The organism is Photobacterium rosenbergii (assembly GCF_003026455.1).
GTDB classification, from domain to species: domain Bacteria; phylum Pseudomonadota; class Gammaproteobacteria; order Enterobacterales; family Vibrionaceae; genus Photobacterium; species Photobacterium rosenbergii.
Genome location: NZ_PYMB01000012.1, coordinates 104,116 through 125,240, shown reverse-complemented (window position 1 = coordinate 125,240; position 21,125 = coordinate 104,116). Strand labels below are relative to the sequence as shown.

The window sequence follows — 21,125 nt, the reverse complement described above, 5'->3', positions numbered from 1 at the left end:
TATTAGGTCGTTTGTTTAGTTGCTGCCGCCCAAAGGCACCAGAACCGAAATAATGGAGGCGCGTCCCGGAGTCGAACCGAGGTCCACGGATTTGCAATCCGCTGCATAGCCACTCTGCCAACGCGCCAAATTGTTCAAATGTACCTATTTAGCTATTACTATTAGGTCGTTTGTTTAGTTGCTGCCGCCCAAAGGCACCAGAACCGAAATAATGGAGGCGCGTCCCGGAGTCGAACCGAGGTCCACGGATTTGCAATCCGCTGCATAGCCACTCTGCCAACGCGCCATCAATTTTGCTGTAACCACTTAGTCTCGGCCAATGCCGCTGCGGTACGGAGGTGTAATTTACTGATTTTCAGGGATGAGTCAAACAAAAATACAAGAACTTGCTTCAACTGAACAATTTCCAACACATCAAGCCAAAAAAGCGGCCTTAATCGTATGGAATCCAAGCACCGCTCCGCGTTTTTTAACTCGAAAACTTCTGCCTCAAGTTTCTGCTGAGCTGAAAATAGGACTAAAAAAGCCCACCAAAGGTGGGCTTCATAGATAAACAATTTATACGTGGTTAACTTTATTGTTAGTTGTTGACCAACTCAACTGCTTCTCGCACCAAGCGACCGATTTCTTCCCAGTCACCATTTTCGATCAGCTTAGGCGCCACCATCCAAGTTCCACCGCAACAAATTACACGATCAATCGCTAGGTAATCACGGATGTTTGCCTTACCAATACCGCCGGTTGGCATAAAGGTAATGTCAACGTATGGTGCCAACAATGACTTAACCATATTGATACCACCAGACGCTTCAGCTGGGAAGAACTTCAAGAAAGTCAGCCCCATCTCTAGTGCCTGCTCAACCTGGCTTGGGTTATTCACCCCCGGTACCATCGGAATTCCCTGCTGCTGGCAGTAACGCACCGTATTTGGGTTAAGCCCCGGCGCTACCACAAATTCAGACCCCGCTTCTTTAGCACGGTCCACTTGCTCAGCATTCAGTACGGTACCCGCACCAATACACATCTCTGGGTAAGCTTCGCGCATCAAGCGGATGGCTTCGGCCGCCGCTTCAGTACGGAAGGTCACTTCGGCAACCGGAAGGCCATTTTCAACTAGGGTTTTAGCCAAAGGCACCGCCTGTGACACATCGTTGATTTGAATGACAGGGATAACTTTGAAGGCTTTAAGTTTCTCGATGATCTGCTGAGACATGTTCAGGTGTTCCTATTTACAGTAAATCTAATTACATTAATTCTTTCATTGCATCGGCTGGGATAATCGCACCAGGATGCTGGATAACGGTAGACGCTAGCTGATGGCCCAATTCGGCAGCAGCCGCTTCAGTACCTCCACTTAGGCGCCCAGCCAAATAGCCCGCAGCAAACGAGTCACCAGCAGCACAGGTATCAATAACCTTTTCCACTTTGTTTGCGGCAATATAAGACTCATGCGGTTGGTCTGATTGCAGTTCGCTGACCACCAGACATGGCTCACTGCCCCGCTTGATAACGACTTCTTGGCACCCGAATGACTGGCATCGGTCAACAATGTTTGTCTCTCCCCATACCAAGTGGTCGTCGTCTTCGGTGATTAGCGCAATATCAACAAATGGCAGAACTTGCGAATACCAATACTGGGCTTGCTTTGAGGTCCAAAGCTGTGGGCGGAAGTTATTGTCAAATAGCACTTTGCCGCCTTTGGCTTTGTGTTTTTCCAACAGGGTAATCAAGGTCGCTTTGGCATCTTCAGCCAAAATAGCCAGGCTGATCCCACTGATATAAAGGGCATCAAAGTCATGATTTTCGATAGCTTGCTCTAGCGGAGTCAGACCACTGGCAAAGTAGAATTTCGCCGCACTATCATTGCGCCAGTAATGGAAGTGACGCTCACCGTTAGGCTCTGTCTCCACCAAATATAGGCCCGGTAGTTTATTTTCTAGTTTACGTACCATAGAGGTATCGATATTTTCATGTTGCCAGGCACTGAGCATATCCTGACTAATATTATCGATACCTAATGCCGTAGCGTAGCTAACAGCGATATCACGGTTAGTGCCTAAACGTGACAGGTAAAGCGCCGTATTTAACGTATCGCCACCAAATGTCCGTTGTAGCGGTTGGCCGCTAAGCTCGACCATGCACTCACCAAAAAATGCAATTTTCACACTGCTACCTTTCTAATTATTCGAACTGTATTTAAAGCGTAACTGAAGATGCAGGCCTTACATCACAACAAAGGCCTGCATTTTGACGAGTTTTAGATGATTATTTCGCGGTAGCCGGTTGAGCGTCGATACCTTGCTCTTCAGGCTTTTCCATCGCGGCACGCTCGGCATCAAGGATGGCTTTCGCTTCTTCTTTGCTGACCTTGTTAGCTGGTGTCGCCAAGCTTACTGCCACACCGGCAACCAAGGCTGTAGTGACTGATGGGATAACCGGGTTGCCCCAGAATGCCGTCCAGTCAGCGTTGAACATAACAGAGAATGACGCTGCTGATGCACCTGCCAAGGTAGCCAGTGCACCCTGCCAGTTGTAGCGGCCCCAGAAGCGACCCAGCATACCGCACACGAACATGCCGGACATTACCGTAGAAATCATCTTGGTGATGTAGCTGATAATGTCATTCGAAGTCAGGGCGAACAGCAGTGCCAAACCGATACAAATAACCAGTGCGATACGTGAGTAGGTAACCATCTTGTCTTTTGATGGGACTTTACCCGTGAACATGATGTAGATATCGCGCAGCAGGATAGACACGCCGGCAATTGCATCGGAACTTGCACTCGACATCGTTGCAGACAGGCCCGCAATCAGAACAATCATACCGATACCCACTGGAAGCACTGTTGCAGCAACATATGGGAATGCAAAGTTGGCGTTATTCAGTTCCGGGTTAATCGCATGTGCTGACATACCAATAACCGCAGGGATGATAGAGAAGAACAAGTACAGTACACCCGACATCACGAATGAGCGGCGAATAGTTGGTACATCTTTACCAGAGTAGATACGCTGACGGAAAGAAGGGGTTGCCAAGATCCCCACACCAACAACCAATGCCAGAGAGATACCCGGGATCATGCCCAGTTTTTCCAAGCCAAGGAAGCTGACAGACGCTGGCTCCATAGCAGCATACAGGTTATCAAGACCACCGATATGCTCAACCGACAGAACAGCCATCAGGATGAAACCGGCAAAAAGGATCACGGCCTGAATCGTATCGGTCCAAACTACCGCGGTGTAACCACCGATTACGACGTAGATAGTAAACGCAGCAGCGATAATCATCTTGGCAGTATTCAGCTCGATATCAGCAATCCAAGCCAGGTACATACCACCACCAAGGATATGTGCCCCCAACCAACCGATAGAGGCAGTAAAGATCAGGATACCGACCACATTTTTGACAATCTTGTTGGCGCCCACGTAGTAAGCCAGTTCTTCACTCATGGTCATGAAGTTCAGCTTACGTACTGGAGCGAACCAGTAAGCGAGCAGCAAGATACCCAGCGCACCGCCGATACCGTAAAGTGCACCGGCCCAACCGTTGGCATAACCAAAACCAACAGCGCCCATGCTCGAACCTGTACCCACCATGGTGGCTACCGTGGTACCTAGTACCAAGAACAGCGGAAGACCACGACCTCCAAGTAGAAAGTCTTCGCCTGATTTCTGGTTACGTGATACAAACCAACCTAACCAGATTAAAAAAACCACATACGCACCGAAACCGGTGAGAAAGAGTGTACTGTTCATCCCATACCTCTTATAATCCGTCATTGCTTTTATTTGCTTGGGGATAGTCTCATCACTTACTACCCCATGAGTTACTGAGTCATTTCAGTATTTTGCTTTTTTTCAGGTTGGTACTTTGCCAACCTTTTTTCTTTGGCCTTCCGGCTCAATTTCTTTGTCTCTAGTTGTAATAGCCTGCCAACTTCCGTTGTGGCATCGCTTGTCATTCAGGCTTCTGCTGGCCCCGCGCTGTATTGTTTTATGCGGGGCCCGAAGATAATGCCTGAATTAACGGCGATCTTCGCGGTAGCACGTCACATCCACCTCAACTTTTACGTCGACGACCAGGTCACATACCATGCAGATACGCGCCGGTGGGTGCTCACCGAAGAACTCTTTAAACACTTTGTTGAATGACTGGAAGTAGCGAGAGTCAGTCAGTACCACTTTCACGTGTACCACGTCTTCAAGGCCGTAGCCTGCTTCTTCCATGATGTCGACACAGTTCTGAATCGCTAAGCGAGACTGATCGACAATGCCACCTTCAACCACTTCACCGTCTGTCATTGGTGTTTGACCAGAGACATACAGGAAACCACCCGCCTGAGTTGCACGTGCAAAAGGTAGGTGCTGACCGCCTGTGCCTGTACCGCCTTCGATGCCGTAGCGTGTGATAGTCATAATTTCTTTCTCCAACGTTGTGTTACTAAGTTCAATTTGTTGTCCCAGGGTGTTTAGTCCTGATGACGGTATAGGAAACGGCCATGGCGGTTAGTACTCACCTGCCCGTTTTGATAACTGATGCAGCCATTGACCATGACCACGTCAATCCCTTTCGCTGCTGCAATCGGATTTTCGAAACTTGCAACATCGATAATGGTGTTCGGGTCGAACATCACGATATCGGCATAGGCCCCTTCGCGAATTTCTCCCCTGTCTTTGAGGCAGTAGCGCTTGGCCGACATGCCCGTCATTTTGTGAATCGCCTGGCCCAGTGAGAACAACTGGCGTTCGCGGCTGTAATAGCCCAGCACCCTTGGAAACGATCCCCACAAACGAGGGTGTGGGTGTGGGTCGTTCGGCAGGCCATCTGAGCCCACCATGGTTAATCGGTATTTCAGTACCCGCTCGACATCGGCCTCATCCATACAGTGGTACACAGCGCCTGCTGGCTGGAGCTGCTTGGCCGCTTCCATTAACGGCAAGTCCATTTCCTCAGCAATTTGCTTGAGCATTTTTCCTGCATGCTCAGGGTGCTTATCTGACCATGTAATGAAGATATCAATCTCATCGGTGACCTGTTTAAGATCGAGCGTCGAGGAGCTCGCCGAATACGGGTAGCAATCACATGCCACGTCTTGGTGCTTGGCGGTTTTCTCCATCAGGTTGAGTACTTCAACTGTGCGGCCCCAATTACCGGCACCGGCACATTTGAGGTGTGAAATCACCACTGGCACCTTGCCATGCTTACCGGTAGCAAACGCTTCTTCCATCGCCTCAAGGATCTGCTCGAATTCAGTACGCATATGGGTGGTGTAAATACCATCGAATTCTGCTAACTCTTCGGCAAGGGCCATCACTTCTTCTGTCGGGGCATCTTTCGCTGATGCGTATGCCAAGCCAGAACTCAACCCCAGGGCTCCCTGCTCCATCGCAGCGTGCAGTTTGGCTTTCATTGCTGCAATTTCGTCGCCTGATGCTGCACGGTATAGGTCACCCATCTCGTTGTTGCGCAGTGTGGTATGACCCACCAGCGCAGCAACATTCACGGCAGGCTGTGCAGCCGTTACCGCCTCGGCATATGACGAAAATGTCGGGTATTTGAAATCTTGCTGCTTGCCAAGCAGGTTCATCGGATCCGGCGGATCACCGGCCAGCATTGCTGGAGAAGCACTGATCCCGCAATTGCCTACAATCACACTGGTGACCCCTTGGCTGATCTTCGGCAAGCAGTCGGGATAACGGATCACATTGGTATCATCATGGGTATGTACATCGATAAAGCCCGGCGCTAATGCCTTGCCATGACCATCGACGATCTGTGTTGCCTCACACCCGGCTAAATCCCCTATGGCTGCAATACGATCCCCTGTAATAGCAACATCGGCGTTGTAAGGCTCACTACCCGAGCCATCAACAACTTGAACATTTCGGAAAACGGTATCGAACTGCATGAAACTTCCTTCTTTATGACGCTAATTCTGCACAACCGTTAATCCGAACTGTTCGGCCAGGTTGTGTTAATCGCCGAGAGGCTGTCTGTCCTCTCCACCACGATGACTGTCTAATGCCAACTTCAGTCGGCGCAGCTTATCGCGGGTCCGGCGCTTGTGGCTCAAGGCCAACTCCGTTGACAGCACATCTATCAACGCCATCATGGCGTAACGTGATGCCGACGGTTTGTAGATAAAATCGGTCTCTTTGGTGACAACCGGCAGAACTAAGTCGCTGACTTCTGCCAACGGTGACTCCTTGGGCGTTATGGCTATCACCTTCAAACCATATTGTTTGGCAATCGATGCCGGCTCTACCACTTCTGGTGTATAACCGGTCGCAGAAATCACTACCATCACATCATTGGCATCGGCAGTTGAAGCTACCATTCTTGCCAACAGGCCATCGTTGTAGGCCGTTACCGGGTAGCCCAGACGGAACAAGCGAAATTGCAGTTCCTGCGACAACATGGTTGAGCCACCACCCATACCAATGGCCAAAATCTGCCGGGCGTTTTGCAGCATCTCTACCGCTGTAGCCACATCCTGCTCATCGACAACCTTGCGGTTAATGTTGATCACATTCTTGATCGACTCATAAACCCCTTGGATCCCCGACTGATCAGGCGACTCATGGATGAATCGCTGGCCGATGGCAAGTGACTGGGCTAACTTGAGCTTCAGATCCCGCACATTTTTACAGCCAACCGCTTTGGCAAAGCGAGTAATGGTTGCTTCACTCACCCCGGCTTCTTCTGCCATTTGAGTAATGCTGTAACCCGATGCAGCGGCCAAATCATCAATCACCAACATGGCGACTTTCTTCTCTGCATCTCGCAATTGCGAGAAGCGCTCGGTAATTCTTGAAACAATATCGACTTCGATAGTCACGGCTTTCACCTTTCTCTCGACAGGGCAAATAGTAATTTCAGGGCAGGTTCAAAACAGTGAGAAACAGCACAAAATGCACAGCAATGTTTGATAGTTTCTAACACCGATAATATTATCACCTCGCCAAAAGGCAGTAATAACAAGCCCTGAGAGCTATGTTAGGAGAATAATAAATGACCCAAGCAAATAAAAAGCATGTTAGTAAATACCAAGATATTCATCACAAAAAATATCCCGTAGGTACCAAAGGGATATGGGTGGATGAAAAAACGGAGGGCAAATACAGCCTAATTAACGAAGAAATCAGCCTGCCTGCAGCCGTTATCAAACAGCAGTCGATTGATAACAACCTGAACTGGATGCAACAGTTTGCAAATCATCACAACGTCAAACTGTCACCGCATGGCAAGACAACCATGACACCTGCGTTCTTTGAGCAGCAGCTTGAAGCCGGAGCCTGGGGCCTAACTATCGCTACAGCCCCGCATGCCGAAGTGGCAGCGTCAGCAGGTGCCAAGCACATCATGATGGCTAACCAGTTGGTAGGTAAAGCCAACATGGCAATCATCAAGCGCCTGTTGTCTGAGCACGACGTCACTTTCTATTGCTGCGTCGACTCGAAAGAGAATGCCGAACAACTCTCTACATTCTTTGCCGGTAGCGGGGTAACAGTTCATGCCCTGATTGAATTTGGTGTTGAAGGTGGCCGCTGCGGTTGCCGTACTCCACAACAGGTGATCTCGCTGGCTCAGCACATCGACAGCCTTGAAGGGATCTCCCTAGCCGGTATCGAAGTCTATGAAGGCGTGATCCACGGTGACAATGCCGAGCAAGCTATCCGTGAGTTCCTGGCAACGACCGTACAAACGGTTGAAATTCTGAAGGAAGAAGGATTAATCAAGCTTGATAGCCCAATTGTCACCGGCGCAGGCTCTGCCTGGTATGACGTCGTGGCTGAGAGCTTTGCCCAGTGCCAGCACCTATTGGCAATTATCCGCCCGGGCTGTTACCTCATCCACGATACCGGGATCTACCAAGATGCCCAGAATAATGTCATGGCTCGGGCAGAAGTGAACCAGGGCTATGCCTGTGATCTGGGTGGAGATCTTGAGTCAGCACTGGAAGTGTGGGCGTATGTCATTTCCCGCCCGGAGTCTGGCAAAGCCGTGATCGGTCTTGGCAAGCGTGATGTAGCATTTGATGCAGGGCTTCCTATTCCAGAGCGTGGCTATCGCAATGGCGAACTGATTGAAGTGGGAGGTCTGGAGGCGACGGCGATCATGGATCAGCACACTTTCGTTACTGTCCCTGAAGGCCACGATCTGCGTGTAGGCGATGTTATTGCATTTTCAACCTCACATCCGTGCCTAACGTTTGATAAGTGGAAATACATCTGTATTGCTGATGAAGACTTCCAAGTATCACACCTAGTAGAGACATGTTTCTAACTGATGATAAATTAAGCTAATTCGCCACTTATACATTGGTCATAATTCAGGCAGCAATAAGTGTGTTGCTGCCTATTCATTCACGCGCACAACATAACTAGCTAAAACCCTGTTTTATATAAGGTTTATAAATATTATTTCGTTGCCATATGGCATGAGATGTGTATTATCCCTATATCATTTCACGTGCCACAAAGGATTAGGCCTGTTTATGAATTTCACTTATCTCATTGAAGGTACGCTATTTGGTTTGATCGTACTGCTCCTTGGCTTGGCCGGCGGTTCCTTTTTTACCATGGCGACAGCCAAACCAACCAATGAAAATAGCCTGGTTGAATCCCGTATCGAATTCGGGTTCTACGGGGTCGCTAGTTTAGTTTTTGCTGGTTTGCTTACGGGTATCCTCAGTTAGCTTGGTAGAGCTCCAATGGCAATCCATCCGGATCTTGGAAAAAGGTGAATGCCTTACCTGTATATTCATCGATCCGGATCGGCTCTACTTCAACGCCCCTCGACTCAAGATAATCTGCGACCAACTCAACGGAATCGACCACAAACGCCAAATGGCGTAGTCCCCTAGCCTCAGGAAAACTTGGCCTTTCAGGCGGATTCGGAAAGGAGAATAATTCAACCTGACTGCCGTCCGGCAATTGCAAATCTAACTTCCAGGAATCCCTTGCTTCGCGGTAATGCTCTGCCAACACTTTCAAACCTAAGATATCAACATAGAAGGCTTTAGACCTTGAGTAGTCTGAGCAAATAATTGCGGCATGGTGTATCGCCTTTAACATAAATAGCCCTTAATAATCATGACACTAATTCAATAGTGCTACTATCCCACCCTAACTTCCGTAACGCAATGGGCAGAAAACCCACCCTCGAACCCGATAAGCAGGCTAGGTATCTGGTCGAGCAGAAAAATGCGATATTTTTATCTGCGGGGTATTTACAACACAGTTTTTTATTTATATGTTGTAAATGACTTCGATACTTATGTTCAGGAAAACGCCGTGTTTCATTTCGCTAATCAAACAACTTGCCAACGCCCAGTTTGCAAACCTGTTATGACGACAGGCGGAACATTCGTATCGCGTAACATTATTGCTGCTATTCTAGTGATTATTAACTAGGCTGGCGGCTATTCACCCGTCAGCCAGGCTGACGGGGAGCAAAGTCTCAACCTACCTGTTTTTCTTCAGCCTTTCTGACGGTCCATAACAAAAACTGATTAATATCAGAGGACTTGTCCGAATGACTAAACAAAACACCATGGCGATTGGCCTAATGACTTTTGCGATGTTTCTTGGTGCCGGAAACATCATCTTTCCCCCTTTTCTTGGCCTTCAAGCCGGCACACAATATTTTCCTGCCATGCTAGGCTTTCTCGTCACCGCCGTCGGCCTACCAGCCCTGACGCTGATCGTCATGGGCCGCCTGAGCCATAGCCAGCAACTGACTGCCGCTTTGCCAAAACCCATGGCCACCAGTTTTTGGGTCTTGTTGTTTACTGCCATCGGCCCTGCATTTGGCATGCCCCGCGCTGTGACCGTTGCCTATGAAATGGGTATTGCGCCATTTACCCAAGACAACCTATTGCTGCCTTTTTCGCTGGTTTTCGTAACTGTCACCCTATTGCTTGCTTTCCAACGGGGAAAATTGGTTGATTACATCGGCAAAGTAATGACACCACTATTGGTGCTATTGCTGGCAGTCCTCGCCGTCTCGGCCTTTGTCTCGCCAATAAGCCCGATGACCGTGCCGAACGCTGACTACCAACATCAGGCTGTAACCCAGGGCCTTATCCAGGGTTACATGACCATGGATGCTATCGCTGCCGTTGGTTTTGGATGGGTGATCATCAAGACTATTCAAGACAAGGGGGTCACCTCAACTAACGGCTTATTTGCCAGCACGGTGAAGGTTACGCTGATCTATGCAGCACTGATGTCAGCTTGCTACCTGGCAATGGCTTATGTCGGTGCCACTTCATCTGCCGTTGCCAGCGACGCTACCAACGGTGGTGAGATCCTTACTCGCTATGTGGCAAACCTATTCGGTCTACAGGGCCAGCTCCTACTCGCGATCATCATTGTGATGGCATGCTTGACCACTACCGTAGGCCTGACAAATGCTTGTGCTGAGTATTACCAGCAAACATTCAATACTCCTTTTACTACCACTGCAACTATCGTGTGCGTACTGACAGGCTTGCTTGCCAACTTCGGCCTTGATCAAATCCTAACGATCAGCCTGCCAGTCATCTTGGTACTTTGCCCAGTGGCGATAGCGCTAGTTATCACTGCTTTAATGGTGAAAAAATCGCCATACCAGCGTTATATCTTCGTCGCGACAGTGTCTGTCACATTGGCCTTCGGCACCATAGATACCTTGCATATCCTCGGTTTGATCCCTGCTAAGTGGGAAGCTATGCTGGTTGAATACATGCCGCTCTACACTGCCCATGCAAGCTGGTTCCTACCTTGTTTGACGACACTACTTTTCAGCATCTTGGCGAATGCATCGCTTTCACAGCGAAGAAAAGAAACGGTTTCAATGTCTGCGAAATAGTGGCGATAATCGTTAAATAAGAGCCTAAAATAACAAAACCGCCTCTTTAACTTTGAGGGGCGGTTTTAATCAATCGGCCATTTCCGCTTCGATTAAAAAAGGCTCAAATTGACGAAACGAAAACCCAACAGCAAACAAAAACATTAGGTATAAGCCCTCCAATCAGAATAAATAGAAACCGATCAGCATTACACCCAGTCGTATATACACCCACTGACCAGTGTTGTGACTTTTTTTACTTTTACTGTTTACAGCTCAAAAAAATGCTTATATGTTGTATACCCAAGTAACATCACGTTGCTACGACCAATTTTTGTTTTTGCACTAGGAGAGCTCAATGCTCAATCTAATCCATCACAACGCTGCTCAAAACGTTCTGGCTAATGCCAAGCGTGCGGTTGTGCGTGCAACACAATCTGTCGTCTCTGTCGTCGTCCTAGTCATCGTTATCTAGGCTGGCGGCTATTTCCGTCAGCCAGGCTGACGGAGAATCGACATATCTTTATATCTATCTTCCCAGCCCCTGACGGTCCCAAGAATTAAAAGCAAACACAGGGTTCGTCCAATGAAAACTAACGATACACTTGCCATCGGACTGATGACCTTCGCCATGTTTCTCGGCGCGGGTAACATTATTTTTCCGCCTTTTCTCGGCTTGGAAGCCGGTACCCACTTACTGCCTGCCATGGCAGGATTTCTGATCACAGCCGTCGGCCTACCCGCTTTAACCCTGATAGTTTTCGGACGCTTGAGCGATAGCAAACAACTAACCAACCCATTACCCAACTGGCTGGCTACCTTGATTTGGGTCGCCCTATTAACAGCTGTTGGTCCAGCATTCAGCATGCCGCGCGCCGTCACCGTTGCTTATGAGATGGGTATTAATCCTTTTGTCGATAGCGACCAGCTACCACTTTTTTCTCTTATCTTTTGTAGCTTAACTCTGCTTCTGGCTTTTCATCCGGGGAAACTGGTTGATTACATAGGAAAAGTAATGACGCCCTTGCTAATCATCATGCTTTGCACGCTGGCTGTTACCGCTATTATCAATCCCTTATCTGCGCCACTTGCACCTCAAGGTGAGTATATCAACTTCGCCTTCACACAAGGCTTGGTACAAGGCTATATGACTATGGATGCCATTGCGGCAGTCGGCTTTGGCTGGGTGATCATCAAAGCGATTAACAGCAAGGGAGTAACCGGCAAAAAAGCGGTAGGTAAAGCGACATTCAAAGTGGCTCTGATTTATATTGTTCTGATGGGCGCGTGCTATTTGGCTATGGGTTATGTTGGTGCGACATCCAGTCCAATTGCCCACGCGGCAACCAATGGCGGTGAACTACTGAGCCTGTATGTCGCCCACCATTTTGGTGATTACGGGCAACTACTATTGGCAGCAATTATTATCATGGCCTGCCTGACAACCACAGTCGGCTTAACCAACGCTTGCACCGAGTATTACCAACAAACCTTCGGCGTACCTTTCCGTCGTACAGCCTCGATTGTTGTTGTGCTAACCGGCTTTATCGCCAATGTGGGCCTCGACCAAATTTTAGCCCTGAGCCTTCCTGCTATCTTGGTACTCTGCCCAGTCGCTATCGCCTTGATCCTCTGTGCATTGTTCTACCCAGGGCAGCAAAAGTACCGCAACACCTACATTGCCGCCATCACAATTGCTTTATTCTTCGGTTCAATAGATGCTGCAAGTATCCTTGATGCCGTACCAGCGGCACTCGATGAGAGTTTTAAGCAGTGGCTGCCGCTATACTCTGCGAACGCCAGTTGGCTGTTGCCTTGTGCGCTGGTTTTGCTCTCAAGAAGAGTCCTGCTTTTTAATACACCACAACAACCAGAAAGTAGTAAGGCATAAATAAAAAAGGGAAAATACAGCCATGTATTTTCCCTTTCTATTACCCGTGCCAAATTTGCCCGAGTTACTCTCTCATACGCTGCTGTCGCCGGATCGTTACCCAGATAATCGAACCAAATAATGCCAGCAGCAAAAAAGGCCCACCCCACAATAAGTAGGTTTGAGGGTTCAAGCGGGGCTTATACAACACAAAATCACCAAAGCGCGACGTCATGTATTCAATGATGACTTCATTACTTTGCCCGGCATTGACCATCTGATAGACCTTGAGGCGTAGATCTTTCGCTACCGGTGAGTTAGATTCGATCAGGTTCTGGTTCTGGCATTGTGGGCAACGCAACTGGCGTGACAACTGAATCGCGCGACGTTGCTCAGCTAAAGAGCGAAATTGAAACGTCTCAACCGATTCAACCAATTCAGTATCTGCAGCAACAAAAATCTGTTCGCTTTGTGCCATAGCAGGTACACCAGCAGCAAACACACAAATAATGGCAGCCAGCATAAACTGTTTATACCAATTAAATACACTCCTACCCATTTGCTTGATCTTCCTGTTGCAGCATCTTGATCACTGGCACGAATTCCCGTTGCCAGACATTTTCATCCAAGGCCCCTAAATAGCGATAGCGGATAGTACCCGTGCTGTCGATTAAATAACTTTCCGGCGTGCCATATACACCGAGATCCAAGGCAAACGCCCCCTTGGGATCATACAGCACGGCTTGGTAGGGATTACCACTTTGGTTCAGTTCCCGCATTGCCGCTTGGCGATTGTCACGGTAATTGAGCCCGACGATAGAAACCTCATGTTGCTGAGCCAGTTGCAACAAGAAGGCATGTTCGCTTTTGCACACGGCGCACCAGGAGGCCCAGACATTAAGCAGCTGCAACTTACCCGTGAATAGGCTTTCATCCGCAGCGCCCGATGTATCTAACCGCTGCAGGCTGAATGTTGGCAGCGGTTTGTTCTCAAGCTTTGGAGCATGACCGTCTTGGGTGAACACCATCGACAAACTGATGATTGCCAGAATCACAACAACGACACCTAACGGAAGATAACGGCTATTTTTTCTCATCTTTTTACACTATTTCTCTCTAACCACTATTTCCAAAGCACAATAGTTTCTATCTTCTTGGGTTGCTGCAGCTTGTGCGACACCCGTTTGCTCGCCAAACTAACCACAGCAATTACTCCGCCAATCATCATCAAGATACTTCCCAGCCATAACCAGCGGACATAGGGCTTATACTGGATCCTCACGGCATAATCTGTACTGTTCAGTTTTTCCCCTAAGGTGATATAAATATCACCATGCCAGAACCATGCAATCCCCGGCTCACTCATATTCATAGTGCGAACCGTATAATGACGGCGTTCGGGGCGGATAGTGGCAATAAAGGCATCATCTTTGGTTACCGTGATTTGTGCTTGTTCAGCAGTATAATTCGGGCCGACCAACAAATCAGTCTGCTGATAAGTAAAGTGATATTCACCAAGGGAAACGGCATCTCCCGGCCCCATCTTGCTGCTGATCTCTTCATCATAAAAGCTCACCAAGGTCGCCCCGATGATGGTTGCAGATACACCAATGTGGGCAATCACCATGGCCGCTTGCTTCCATACAATGCCACTCATCCCTTTCGCCCTGCGGGCAAGGATACGCATGTACATTGCTTGCAAGGCACAAAGCGCTATCCAGATTGCGGTGATAAAGGCTAGGCAAACGGTAATGTTTACCCCACGCTCGAACATTACAGACAGCGCCACACCCAACACAATAGAAACCGACATTGGCGCCAGAGAGCGGGTTATTACATCTTCTAGGCCAACCTTGTGCCAGCGGATCACCACACCCAACCCCATAAATAGGAACAAGACAAAGCTCATCGGTACAAACATGGCGTTGAAATACGGCGCGCCAACCGAGATATTACCCAAGCCCAGCGCTTGGAACACCAATGGGTAGAAGGTGCCGAGTAGTACCGTTAGCATGGATACTACAAATAAACTGTTCCCCACCATGAACATGGCTTCTTTCGATAGGAAGCCAAACTTAGCGGCAACAAAATAACGGCCAGAGCGGACAGCAAACAGTGACAAGGCAACAATAAGGATCAAGGCCAGCATCGCCAGCAGCGTCACTCCCCGGGTCGGGTCAACCGCAAAGGCGTGAACAGATGTCAGTACACCAGAGCGTACAATAAAGGTGCCCAGCAAACTCAGGGAAAAAGTGAAGATCGCCAGCAACAAACTCCAGCCCGATAACGCCTTGCGATATTCGGTGATCATCAAAGAGTGGATCAGCGCGGTTCCCGTCAGCCATGGCATCAGCGAAGCGTTCTCCACTGGGTCCCAGAACCACCAGCCCCCCCAACCAAGCTCGTAATATGCCCACCAAGACCCCAGAGCAATTCCACCGGTTAGGAATACCCAAGCAGCCAGCGTCCAAGGACGACTCCATTTCGCCCATTCCCCTTTGCCATGTTCGCCAGTTAAAGCAGCGATGGCAAATGCAAAACTCACGGCAAAACCAACATAGCCCAAGTACAGCATTGGTGGATGGAAAATCAGCCCGACATCCTGCAGCATCGGGTTTAAGTCTCGACCTTCCAGTGGGGTTGGGAACAGGCGTTCAAACGGGTTCGATGTCAGCAACACAAACAAGCTGAACAACAGAACTAACCCTGACAGGGTAATAAGTACCCTTGCGATAAACGCCTCATCGAGCTTGCGGCACACCCACGCTACAAGTGCAGTCCACAGGGTTAAGGAGAACAACCAAAATAAAAAGGAGCCTTCATGCCCGCCCCATACTGCAGCGAGCTTGAAGAAAATGGGTAATTGGGTATTGGAATGATGGGCAACATAGGCAACCGAAAAATCATCCAGTGCGAAACACGCCCCGAGCAAAATAATCGAGATACCGATAAAACTAAAGGCGCCATAACTTAATGGCCAAGCATAGCGAGTAAGGTATGAATCCTTTTTGACCAATCCGACAACCGGGACAGTAGCACCGAGCAAGGCGAATACCATACCGAGGATTAACGAAAAATGTCCGACTTCAGGGAGCATCTATATTCCTTGTTACTAAATCGCCACAGCGCAAACTGTGGCGATTCCATCTTTGTTACATCGACCTATAAGGTCGTCATTTGACCAGCATACAGCACAAACGTACGCAACATTAGTACACCGATCAAACTTAGGGTCGTCACCAGCATAATAAAGGCTTTGTTGTGTTTAACGCCTGAAGGACTCACGGCATTGAGGCCCAATGGCACCAACATCCCCATGCCAATCACCCCATACCAGAACCAACTGGCCCAGAAACCACCGCCGACTGCCGCAACAGCTGCGACCTGGCTTTGGCCGCCACCGAAGTACAAACCGGTAAAGAAAGCGAAAATCACAAACAACTCGAACATCACTACCGGACGTTCGAACTTGTGCACCCAGCTGACACTGGCACTTTTCGCTGATTCTTTGAAGAACACCACACCGAACAGCAAGCAGGCTGCTGCACCTGACGACAAGCTGGAGAACAGGAACAGGATCGGTAATACCGGGTTATTCAGCATTGGGTAGGTTTGCAACGCCGACAGTAGGAAACCGGTATAGGCAGCCAGTACCAAAGCCAGGAAGCCAAGGAACAATTCGATACTGTTTTCGAAGCGGTCCAATACCTTCAACACCTTGCCGACAATTGGCAGTTTTCCACCCAGTAATTCCAGCAGTTCGTTCTTGTAGATAATGGCAATCCAAGCAAACAGAACCACCATATAAACCTGGAACAACACAACACCCATCGACATCACCGAAGTCGGGTTGTAGAAGATCATGATTTTCCAGAATGACCACGGTTTGGTCAGGTGGAAGACCAGAATCAACAGCCCCACGATAATCCCGAACGGCGCCAGAATCGCCGTCGCTTTAATAATACCGTTGCTGGCCGGGTAGCCTTCGATCACTTTACGCTTGAGGTAGATGGCAATCATTACCGCACCGGCTGACATCCCAGCGAGGAACAAGTAGACCGCAATGATCCAGTCCCAGACCAGTGAGTCAAAATAAAAGGCATCTGCAAATGTCGTACTCATCCTTTTATCTCCCCTTTTCCATGTGGCACCTTGTACATCTTAGGTGCGGTGCCGAGTTCGACTTTTTGGCGGTAAACCGGCTTTTGGGTGATCAACTGGCTGATTTCACTATTTGGATCATTCAAATCACCAAATGTAAGTGCCTTGGTTGGACATGACTCAACACAAGCAGGTTGTTTGCCTTCCTTGAGGTTGGTTTCACGGCAGAAGTCGCACTTATCCGCAGACTTAGTTTCAGGATGGAAGAAACGCACCTGGTAAGGACAAGCCGCTAGGCAGTATCCACAGCCCACACACTTGAAGTTGTCGACGGCCACAATACCGGTTTCATCGTCCTTGAAGGCCGCCCCAGTCGGGCAGACATGGACACAAGGTGCGTTATCACAATGCTGACAAGAGATACGGGTAAATTGATAGTCAACATCTGGGTACTCACCCTGTGGTTCACTGCGGACGATTTCCAGCCGTGATACCCCTTCAGGCACATTATTGACTTCGCGGCAGGCATCGGTACAGGCGGTACAGCCGATACACAGTGTTTCGTCATGGACCATGCCATAGCGCTTCACACCATCTTCCATGGTCGCTGCCAAGGTCTTGCGACCACCGACGAGGTTAGAGGCTGCCACCCCTGTAGTGAAGATAACTGCCCCGGCACCGGCCAGGAAGTTACGTCTTGAACACGTCATAAACTCTCCCCTACTTTTTTGCTTTTGTCTGATCTGAATGGCAGTCGACGCAAAGCTTGATTCTTGGCTTTCTCTCGATACCTTTCATCGGATCAGATGTTGGGTGGATGTTATGGCAAGAAGCACATGAGAGATCCAAAGCGTGGACATCGTGGGTCCAGTTCGCTTCACGTAAATTCTCAGGCTCATGACAGTTCACACAAGTTTCGTTCTGCTGGGTTATCCAGGCAACATCAGCCGCAGGCTTTTCAGTGCCGGCAACAGACTGGGCTGGAGCAAACTTGGTCACCTCTTTTGCGCCATTGCGATGGTCTTTGCCTACATTACTGTGGCAATCCACGCAGGTCACATCGCGGTTAGTATGCGGATTAATGGCGGCACTATGTGCGCCCTTGAGAACGTCTTTTTCATCCTTGTGGCACTGGGTACAGGCGTAATCCCGGTCACGGATGAATTCAACGACATGTCTGCCGGACTCCGAAGTGGTTACAGAAGGATTGGCTGCTGTGGCTTCTGTGCTTTGGGAGTCTGCGGCAACATTGATTGAGAAACCCCAAATACACATAGCGACAAACAATGTCAGCATGCTATTCAGGGCTACTTTATGATTGCCCATTTTTCACCTTTTCATCTTCCACAATTACTTTTTTATTAAAATCAAAAAGTAACCGGTGCTGATAATACAAATCAGGCACAAAAGTGCCCCTTGATTTCTGCAATTAATAATCCATTGCACTTGAAATCAATTCTTATTTGCATCATTTTTAAGCCACAACGCTCAACAAGCTTATTAAACTATATTTCAAGATGTGAAAATATGCGACAAATAACAAATAACGTATAAGTGGTATTGAACATGAACTTTTACTGATTTAGATCAATCCCAAAACATACCATAACGTGTTGTTTTAAAATGATATTACAGCGTAAAACCAACACCATCCCAAAGGGTTATGTAAATACCCACAAAGGGGTATATAGGTAAATTATTAATCTACCTCGCGTTATTCACTTTTGCCTTTTGATCCAAGACAAAAAAGAAAACGCTTTTATCTCGGTTTTTCTCCTTTCTGATATTCTTATTTAGAACTCTAATTCTGTTTGCATCGAAAAGCCGCATTCACAACGCTTGGCTCTATTTACAACAAGAATTATGGAGTGCACATCGTGAGTAATAAATGGACGAGAAATACTGCCGCTGTTGCAGCATTACTGTCTGCAATATTTCTTTCTGGCAATGCGTTGGCAAACGAAGAGCAACCTGCTGAAAAAGAAAGAATTGAGGCGCGAAACGAAGCTTTTGCAGCGGCCCATGCAGACCAGTACAAATCGTGGGAAGCAACCAAAGAAAGCGATCATATCGAAGATGCCCTAGAAGGTGACCCGAACATGGTTATCCTTTGGGCAGGCTATGGCTTTGCCAAAGACTACAACAAAGCCCGTGGTCACTACTACGCCCTAACCGATGTACGTGAAACCCTACGTACTGGTGGTCCACAGGATGCCAACTCGGGTCCAATGCCGATGGCATGTTGGAGCTGTAAGAGCCCTGACGTTGCCCGTGTCATTGACGAGCGCGGCGAAGATGGTTATTTCGAAGGCAAGTGGGCACGCTTGGGTTCTGAAATCAGCAACACCATCGGTTGTGCCGACTGCCACAACACCAACAGCGAAGACTTCAAACAAGGCAAGCCAGCCTTGGCTTTGTCGCGCCCATACGCAGCCCGTGCGATGGAAGCCATCGACAAGAAATTTGAGGATGGTTCTCGCCTAGACCAGCAAGCGCAAGTTTGTGGTCAGTGCCACGTTGAATACTACTTCCAGAAGCAAAGCCACAACTCAGTTAAGTTCCCATGGGATATGGGAACTGGCGTTGATGAGATGGAAGTGTACTTCGACAATATCGGCTTCAGTGATTGGACCCACGGTCTGTCTAAAGCACCGATGATCAAAGCGCAGCATCCAGAGTACGAAACATGGCGCGATGGTATCCACGGCAAGAACAACGTGACCTGTATTGACTGTCACATGCCGAAAGTACAGAACGAAGACGGTGTTGTCTTTACTGATCACAAGATCGGTAACCCATTCGACCGCTTCGAAGACACTTGTGCTAACTGCCACACCCAAGATAAAGAAACACTACAGGGCATTGTTTCTACCCGTAAAGCTCAGGTGCTAGAGATGAAACTTCGTGCCGAGAAGCAAATCGTTGCTGCTCACTTCGAAGCGAAAGCCGCTTGGGATGCTGGCGCGACTGAAGAAGAGATGAAGCCAATCCTGACCGATATCCGCCACGCACAATGGCGTTGGGACTACGCCATTGCTTCTCACGGTGTTCACATGCACGCCCCAGAAGTTGCCCTACGTGTACTAGGTACCGCGCTTGATAAAGCGGCTGATGCCCGTGCTAAAGTGGTTCGCCTACTCGCGACCAAAGGCATTACTGACCCAGTTGAAATTCCTGATATCTCAACCAAGCTGAAAGCCCAGCAAGCTCTTGGCATGGATATGGATGCAATGAACCAGGAAAAAGAAGACTTCCTAAATACTGTTGTACCTAAGTGGGAAGAAGAAGCCAAAGTTCGTGAAGCGAGCTACGACGAGAAATAACTAACCTGCGTTAGTTATCCCATTGAACAATGCCCCGGTGAATATCGGGGCGTTTTTTTACTTATCTGCTAAAAGTTCAAACCGCTCTATCAGGAAATCCAAGAACAGGCGGATCCGCTTAGGCTGATATTGCCTGCTCATATAAATGACATTCAAATCTGCACCAGCAGAGGATGTGGATGCATTGAAATTCTTCATGTAACCATTGAGCAGCGTAACAAGTCGGCGCTGGTTAATATCTTCCTGTACATCCAAGATAGATTTAAGTGCAATGCCTGCTCCCTCCAATGCCCATTGACGGATTACCTCGCCATCATCGGAACAACGCTTGGGCAGCACAGTAATAACATTATGCTTCTCGCTATCCTGGAAATGCCACGTTTTTAGCTCTTCGTTGCTGCGCACCATGGCTAGACAATCATGATTAGCCAAATCTTGCGGGCTGATGGGGGTTCCTTTTTTTGCCAAGTACTCAGGAGATGCACACAACACACGCCGACTGGCAGCCAATTTACGCGATATAAGGTTGCTGTCAGCCAACTCACCGTAGCGGATCACAATATCCAACCCGGACTCAGCTAAGTTCGACAAGTTATCGTTCAAGTAAAGGTATGGAGTGACATCGGGGTATTGCTCAGCAAACGCTGACACAATAGGTGAAATATACTGTTTACCAATGTCACGTGGTGCGGAAATTTTCAATGTGCCACGCACTTCCGTCAAACCTGTTTGAAGCAAGTTTTCCGTTTCTTTCACGCTATCGAGGATCTCCAAACATGCCTGATGGTACATCGCACCCGAGTCGGTCAGAGAGAGGTGGCGAGTGCTTCGGTTCAGTAGCTTGACACCATAACGCTCCTCTAGGGATTGCAGCCTTGCAGTCACTGTTGCCGGTGACAAGCCCAACTCCCTACCCGCTGCTGCCAACCCTTGGTTTTTGACAATACTGACAAACAGCATCATGTCGGAAAATTTATCCACGCTTTCTTTCCTAAGT

20 protein-coding genes and 2 tRNA genes are annotated in these 21,125 nt (G+C 48.6%); 6 read left to right on the top strand and 16 right to left on the bottom strand.

Annotation, left to right across the window (positions count from 1 at the left end; genetic code table 11):
• Positions 1 to 53: 53 nt before the first annotated feature.
• Together C9J01_RS19760 and C9J01_RS19755 are read right to left on the bottom strand one after the other, a co-directional pair.
• Positions 54 to 127, bottom strand: a tRNA-Cys gene (locus C9J01_RS19760).
• Between the two features lie 85 nt (positions 128 to 212).
• Positions 213 to 286, bottom strand: a tRNA-Cys gene (locus tag C9J01_RS19755).
• A gap of 75 nt (positions 287 to 361) precedes the next feature.
• On the opposite strand from C9J01_RS19755, the gene C9J01_RS29530 reads away from it, so the two are divergent.
• Positions 362 to 553 carry a hypothetical protein gene (locus tag C9J01_RS29530; protein WP_146157102.1) on the top strand — a complete coding sequence of 64 codons (192 nt, stop codon included), beginning with the start codon at positions 362 to 364 and terminating at the stop codon, positions 551 to 553.
• A 27-nt stretch (positions 554 to 580) separates the two neighbouring features.
• On the opposite strand, the gene C9J01_RS19745 is transcribed toward C9J01_RS29530, so the two are convergent.
• The 6 genes from C9J01_RS19745 to C9J01_RS19720 form a co-directional block, all read right to left on the bottom strand.
• Positions 581 to 1,213, bottom strand: coding sequence for a bifunctional 4-hydroxy-2-oxoglutarate aldolase/2-dehydro-3-deoxy-phosphogluconate aldolase (locus C9J01_RS19745; RefSeq protein ID WP_107299854.1), 633 nt, complete (start codon positions 1,211 to 1,213; stop codon positions 581 to 583).
• A 31-nt stretch (positions 1,214 to 1,244) separates the two neighbouring features.
• Positions 1,245 to 2,138, bottom strand: a complete 894-nt coding sequence (locus tag C9J01_RS19740) for a PfkB family carbohydrate kinase (protein ID WP_187462272.1) — start codon at positions 2,136 to 2,138, stop codon at positions 1,245 to 1,247.
• 127 nt (positions 2,139 to 2,265) lie between these two features.
• On the bottom strand, positions 2,266 to 3,756 hold the full coding sequence (locus C9J01_RS19735) for a sodium:solute symporter family protein (protein WP_107299852.1): 1,491 nt from the start codon (positions 3,754 to 3,756) through the stop codon (positions 2,266 to 2,268).
• Positions 3,757 to 4,023: 267 nt separating this feature from the next.
• Entirely contained in the window at positions 4,024 to 4,416 is a 393-nt protein-coding gene (locus C9J01_RS19730; RefSeq protein ID WP_107299851.1) for a RidA family protein, read from the bottom strand.
• Between the two features lie 53 nt (positions 4,417 to 4,469).
• Positions 4,470 to 5,909 carry an N-acyl-D-amino-acid deacylase family protein gene (locus C9J01_RS19725; protein ID WP_107299850.1) on the bottom strand — a complete coding sequence of 480 codons (1,440 nt, stop codon included), beginning with the start codon at positions 5,907 to 5,909 and terminating at the stop codon, positions 4,470 to 4,472.
• Positions 5,910 to 5,975: 66 nt separating this feature from the next.
• A complete protein-coding gene (locus tag C9J01_RS19720) occupies positions 5,976 to 6,839 on the bottom strand; it encodes a MurR/RpiR family transcriptional regulator (protein WP_107299849.1) in 864 nt (287 codons plus the stop codon).
• Positions 6,840 to 7,012: 173 nt separating this feature from the next.
• Here C9J01_RS19720 and C9J01_RS19715 point away from each other — a divergent pair, with 173 nt between their 5' ends.
• Positions 7,013 to 8,287 (top strand): amino acid deaminase, encoded by a 1,275-nt coding sequence (locus tag C9J01_RS19715; RefSeq protein WP_107299848.1) that lies wholly within the window; start codon positions 7,013 to 7,015, stop codon positions 8,285 to 8,287.
• A 211-nt stretch (positions 8,288 to 8,498) separates the two neighbouring features.
• A complete protein-coding gene (locus tag C9J01_RS19710; RefSeq protein ID WP_107299847.1) occupies positions 8,499 to 8,699 on the top strand; it encodes a hypothetical protein in 201 nt (66 codons plus the stop codon).
• Here the strand turns inward: C9J01_RS19710 and gloA2 are convergent.
• Positions 8,692 to 9,078, bottom strand: coding sequence for an SMU1112c/YaeR family gloxylase I-like metalloprotein (gene gloA2, locus C9J01_RS19705; RefSeq protein ID WP_107299846.1), 387 nt, complete (start codon positions 9,076 to 9,078; stop codon positions 8,692 to 8,694). The genes C9J01_RS19710 and gloA2 overlap by 8 nt on opposite strands.
• Positions 9,079 to 9,538: 460 nt before the next feature.
• On the opposite strand from gloA2, the gene brnQ (C9J01_RS19700) reads away from it, so the two are divergent.
• Both brnQ (C9J01_RS19700) and brnQ (C9J01_RS19695) read left to right on the top strand, forming a co-directional pair.
• Positions 9,539 to 10,855 (top strand): branched-chain amino acid transport system II carrier protein, encoded by a 1,317-nt coding sequence (gene brnQ / locus C9J01_RS19700; protein ID WP_107299845.1) that lies wholly within the window; start codon positions 9,539 to 9,541, stop codon positions 10,853 to 10,855.
• A 565-nt stretch (positions 10,856 to 11,420) separates the two neighbouring features.
• Positions 11,421 to 12,725, top strand: coding sequence for a branched-chain amino acid transport system II carrier protein (gene brnQ, locus C9J01_RS19695; RefSeq protein WP_107299844.1), 1,305 nt, complete (start codon positions 11,421 to 11,423; stop codon positions 12,723 to 12,725).
• Between the two features lie 64 nt (positions 12,726 to 12,789).
• On the opposite strand, the gene nrfF is transcribed toward brnQ (C9J01_RS19695), so the two are convergent.
• The 6 genes from nrfF to nrfB form a co-directional block, all read right to left on the bottom strand.
• Positions 12,790 to 13,263, bottom strand: coding sequence for a heme lyase NrfEFG subunit NrfF (gene nrfF, locus C9J01_RS19690; protein ID WP_107299843.1), 474 nt, complete (start codon positions 13,261 to 13,263; stop codon positions 12,790 to 12,792).
• Positions 13,256 to 13,801 (bottom strand): DsbE family thiol:disulfide interchange protein, encoded by a 546-nt coding sequence (locus C9J01_RS19685; RefSeq protein ID WP_107299842.1) that lies wholly within the window; start codon positions 13,799 to 13,801, stop codon positions 13,256 to 13,258. The genes nrfF and C9J01_RS19685 overlap by 8 nt, the downstream gene beginning before the upstream one ends.
• 26 nt (positions 13,802 to 13,827) lie before the next feature.
• Positions 13,828 to 15,801, bottom strand: a complete 1,974-nt coding sequence (locus tag C9J01_RS19680; RefSeq protein ID WP_107299841.1) for a heme lyase CcmF/NrfE family subunit — start codon at positions 15,799 to 15,801, stop codon at positions 13,828 to 13,830.
• Positions 15,802 to 15,866: 65 nt separating this feature from the next.
• Entirely contained in the window at positions 15,867 to 16,826 is a 960-nt protein-coding gene (gene nrfD / locus C9J01_RS19675; protein ID WP_107299840.1) for a cytochrome c nitrite reductase subunit NrfD, read from the bottom strand.
• Positions 16,823 to 17,515 carry a cytochrome c nitrite reductase Fe-S protein gene (nrfC, locus tag C9J01_RS19670; RefSeq protein ID WP_107299839.1) on the bottom strand — a complete coding sequence of 231 codons (693 nt, stop codon included), beginning with the start codon at positions 17,513 to 17,515 and terminating at the stop codon, positions 16,823 to 16,825. Before nrfC ends, nrfD begins: the two co-directional genes overlap by 4 nt.
• 10 nt (positions 17,516 to 17,525) lie before the next feature.
• Entirely contained in the window at positions 17,526 to 18,131 is a 606-nt protein-coding gene (nrfB, locus tag C9J01_RS19665) for a cytochrome c nitrite reductase pentaheme subunit (protein WP_107299838.1), read from the bottom strand.
• Between the two features lie 551 nt (positions 18,132 to 18,682).
• Here nrfB and nrfA point away from each other — a divergent pair.
• Positions 18,683 to 20,128 carry an ammonia-forming nitrite reductase cytochrome c552 subunit gene (nrfA, locus tag C9J01_RS19660; RefSeq protein ID WP_107299837.1) on the top strand — a complete coding sequence of 482 codons (1,446 nt, stop codon included), beginning with the start codon at positions 18,683 to 18,685 and terminating at the stop codon, positions 20,126 to 20,128.
• 57 nt (positions 20,129 to 20,185) lie between these two features.
• Here the strand turns inward: nrfA and C9J01_RS19655 are convergent, their stop codons facing one another.
• Positions 20,186 to 21,109 carry a LysR family transcriptional regulator gene (locus C9J01_RS19655; RefSeq protein ID WP_107299836.1) on the bottom strand — a complete coding sequence of 308 codons (924 nt, stop codon included), beginning with the start codon at positions 21,107 to 21,109 and terminating at the stop codon, positions 20,186 to 20,188.
• Between the last annotated feature and the right edge of the window lie 16 nt (positions 21,110 to 21,125).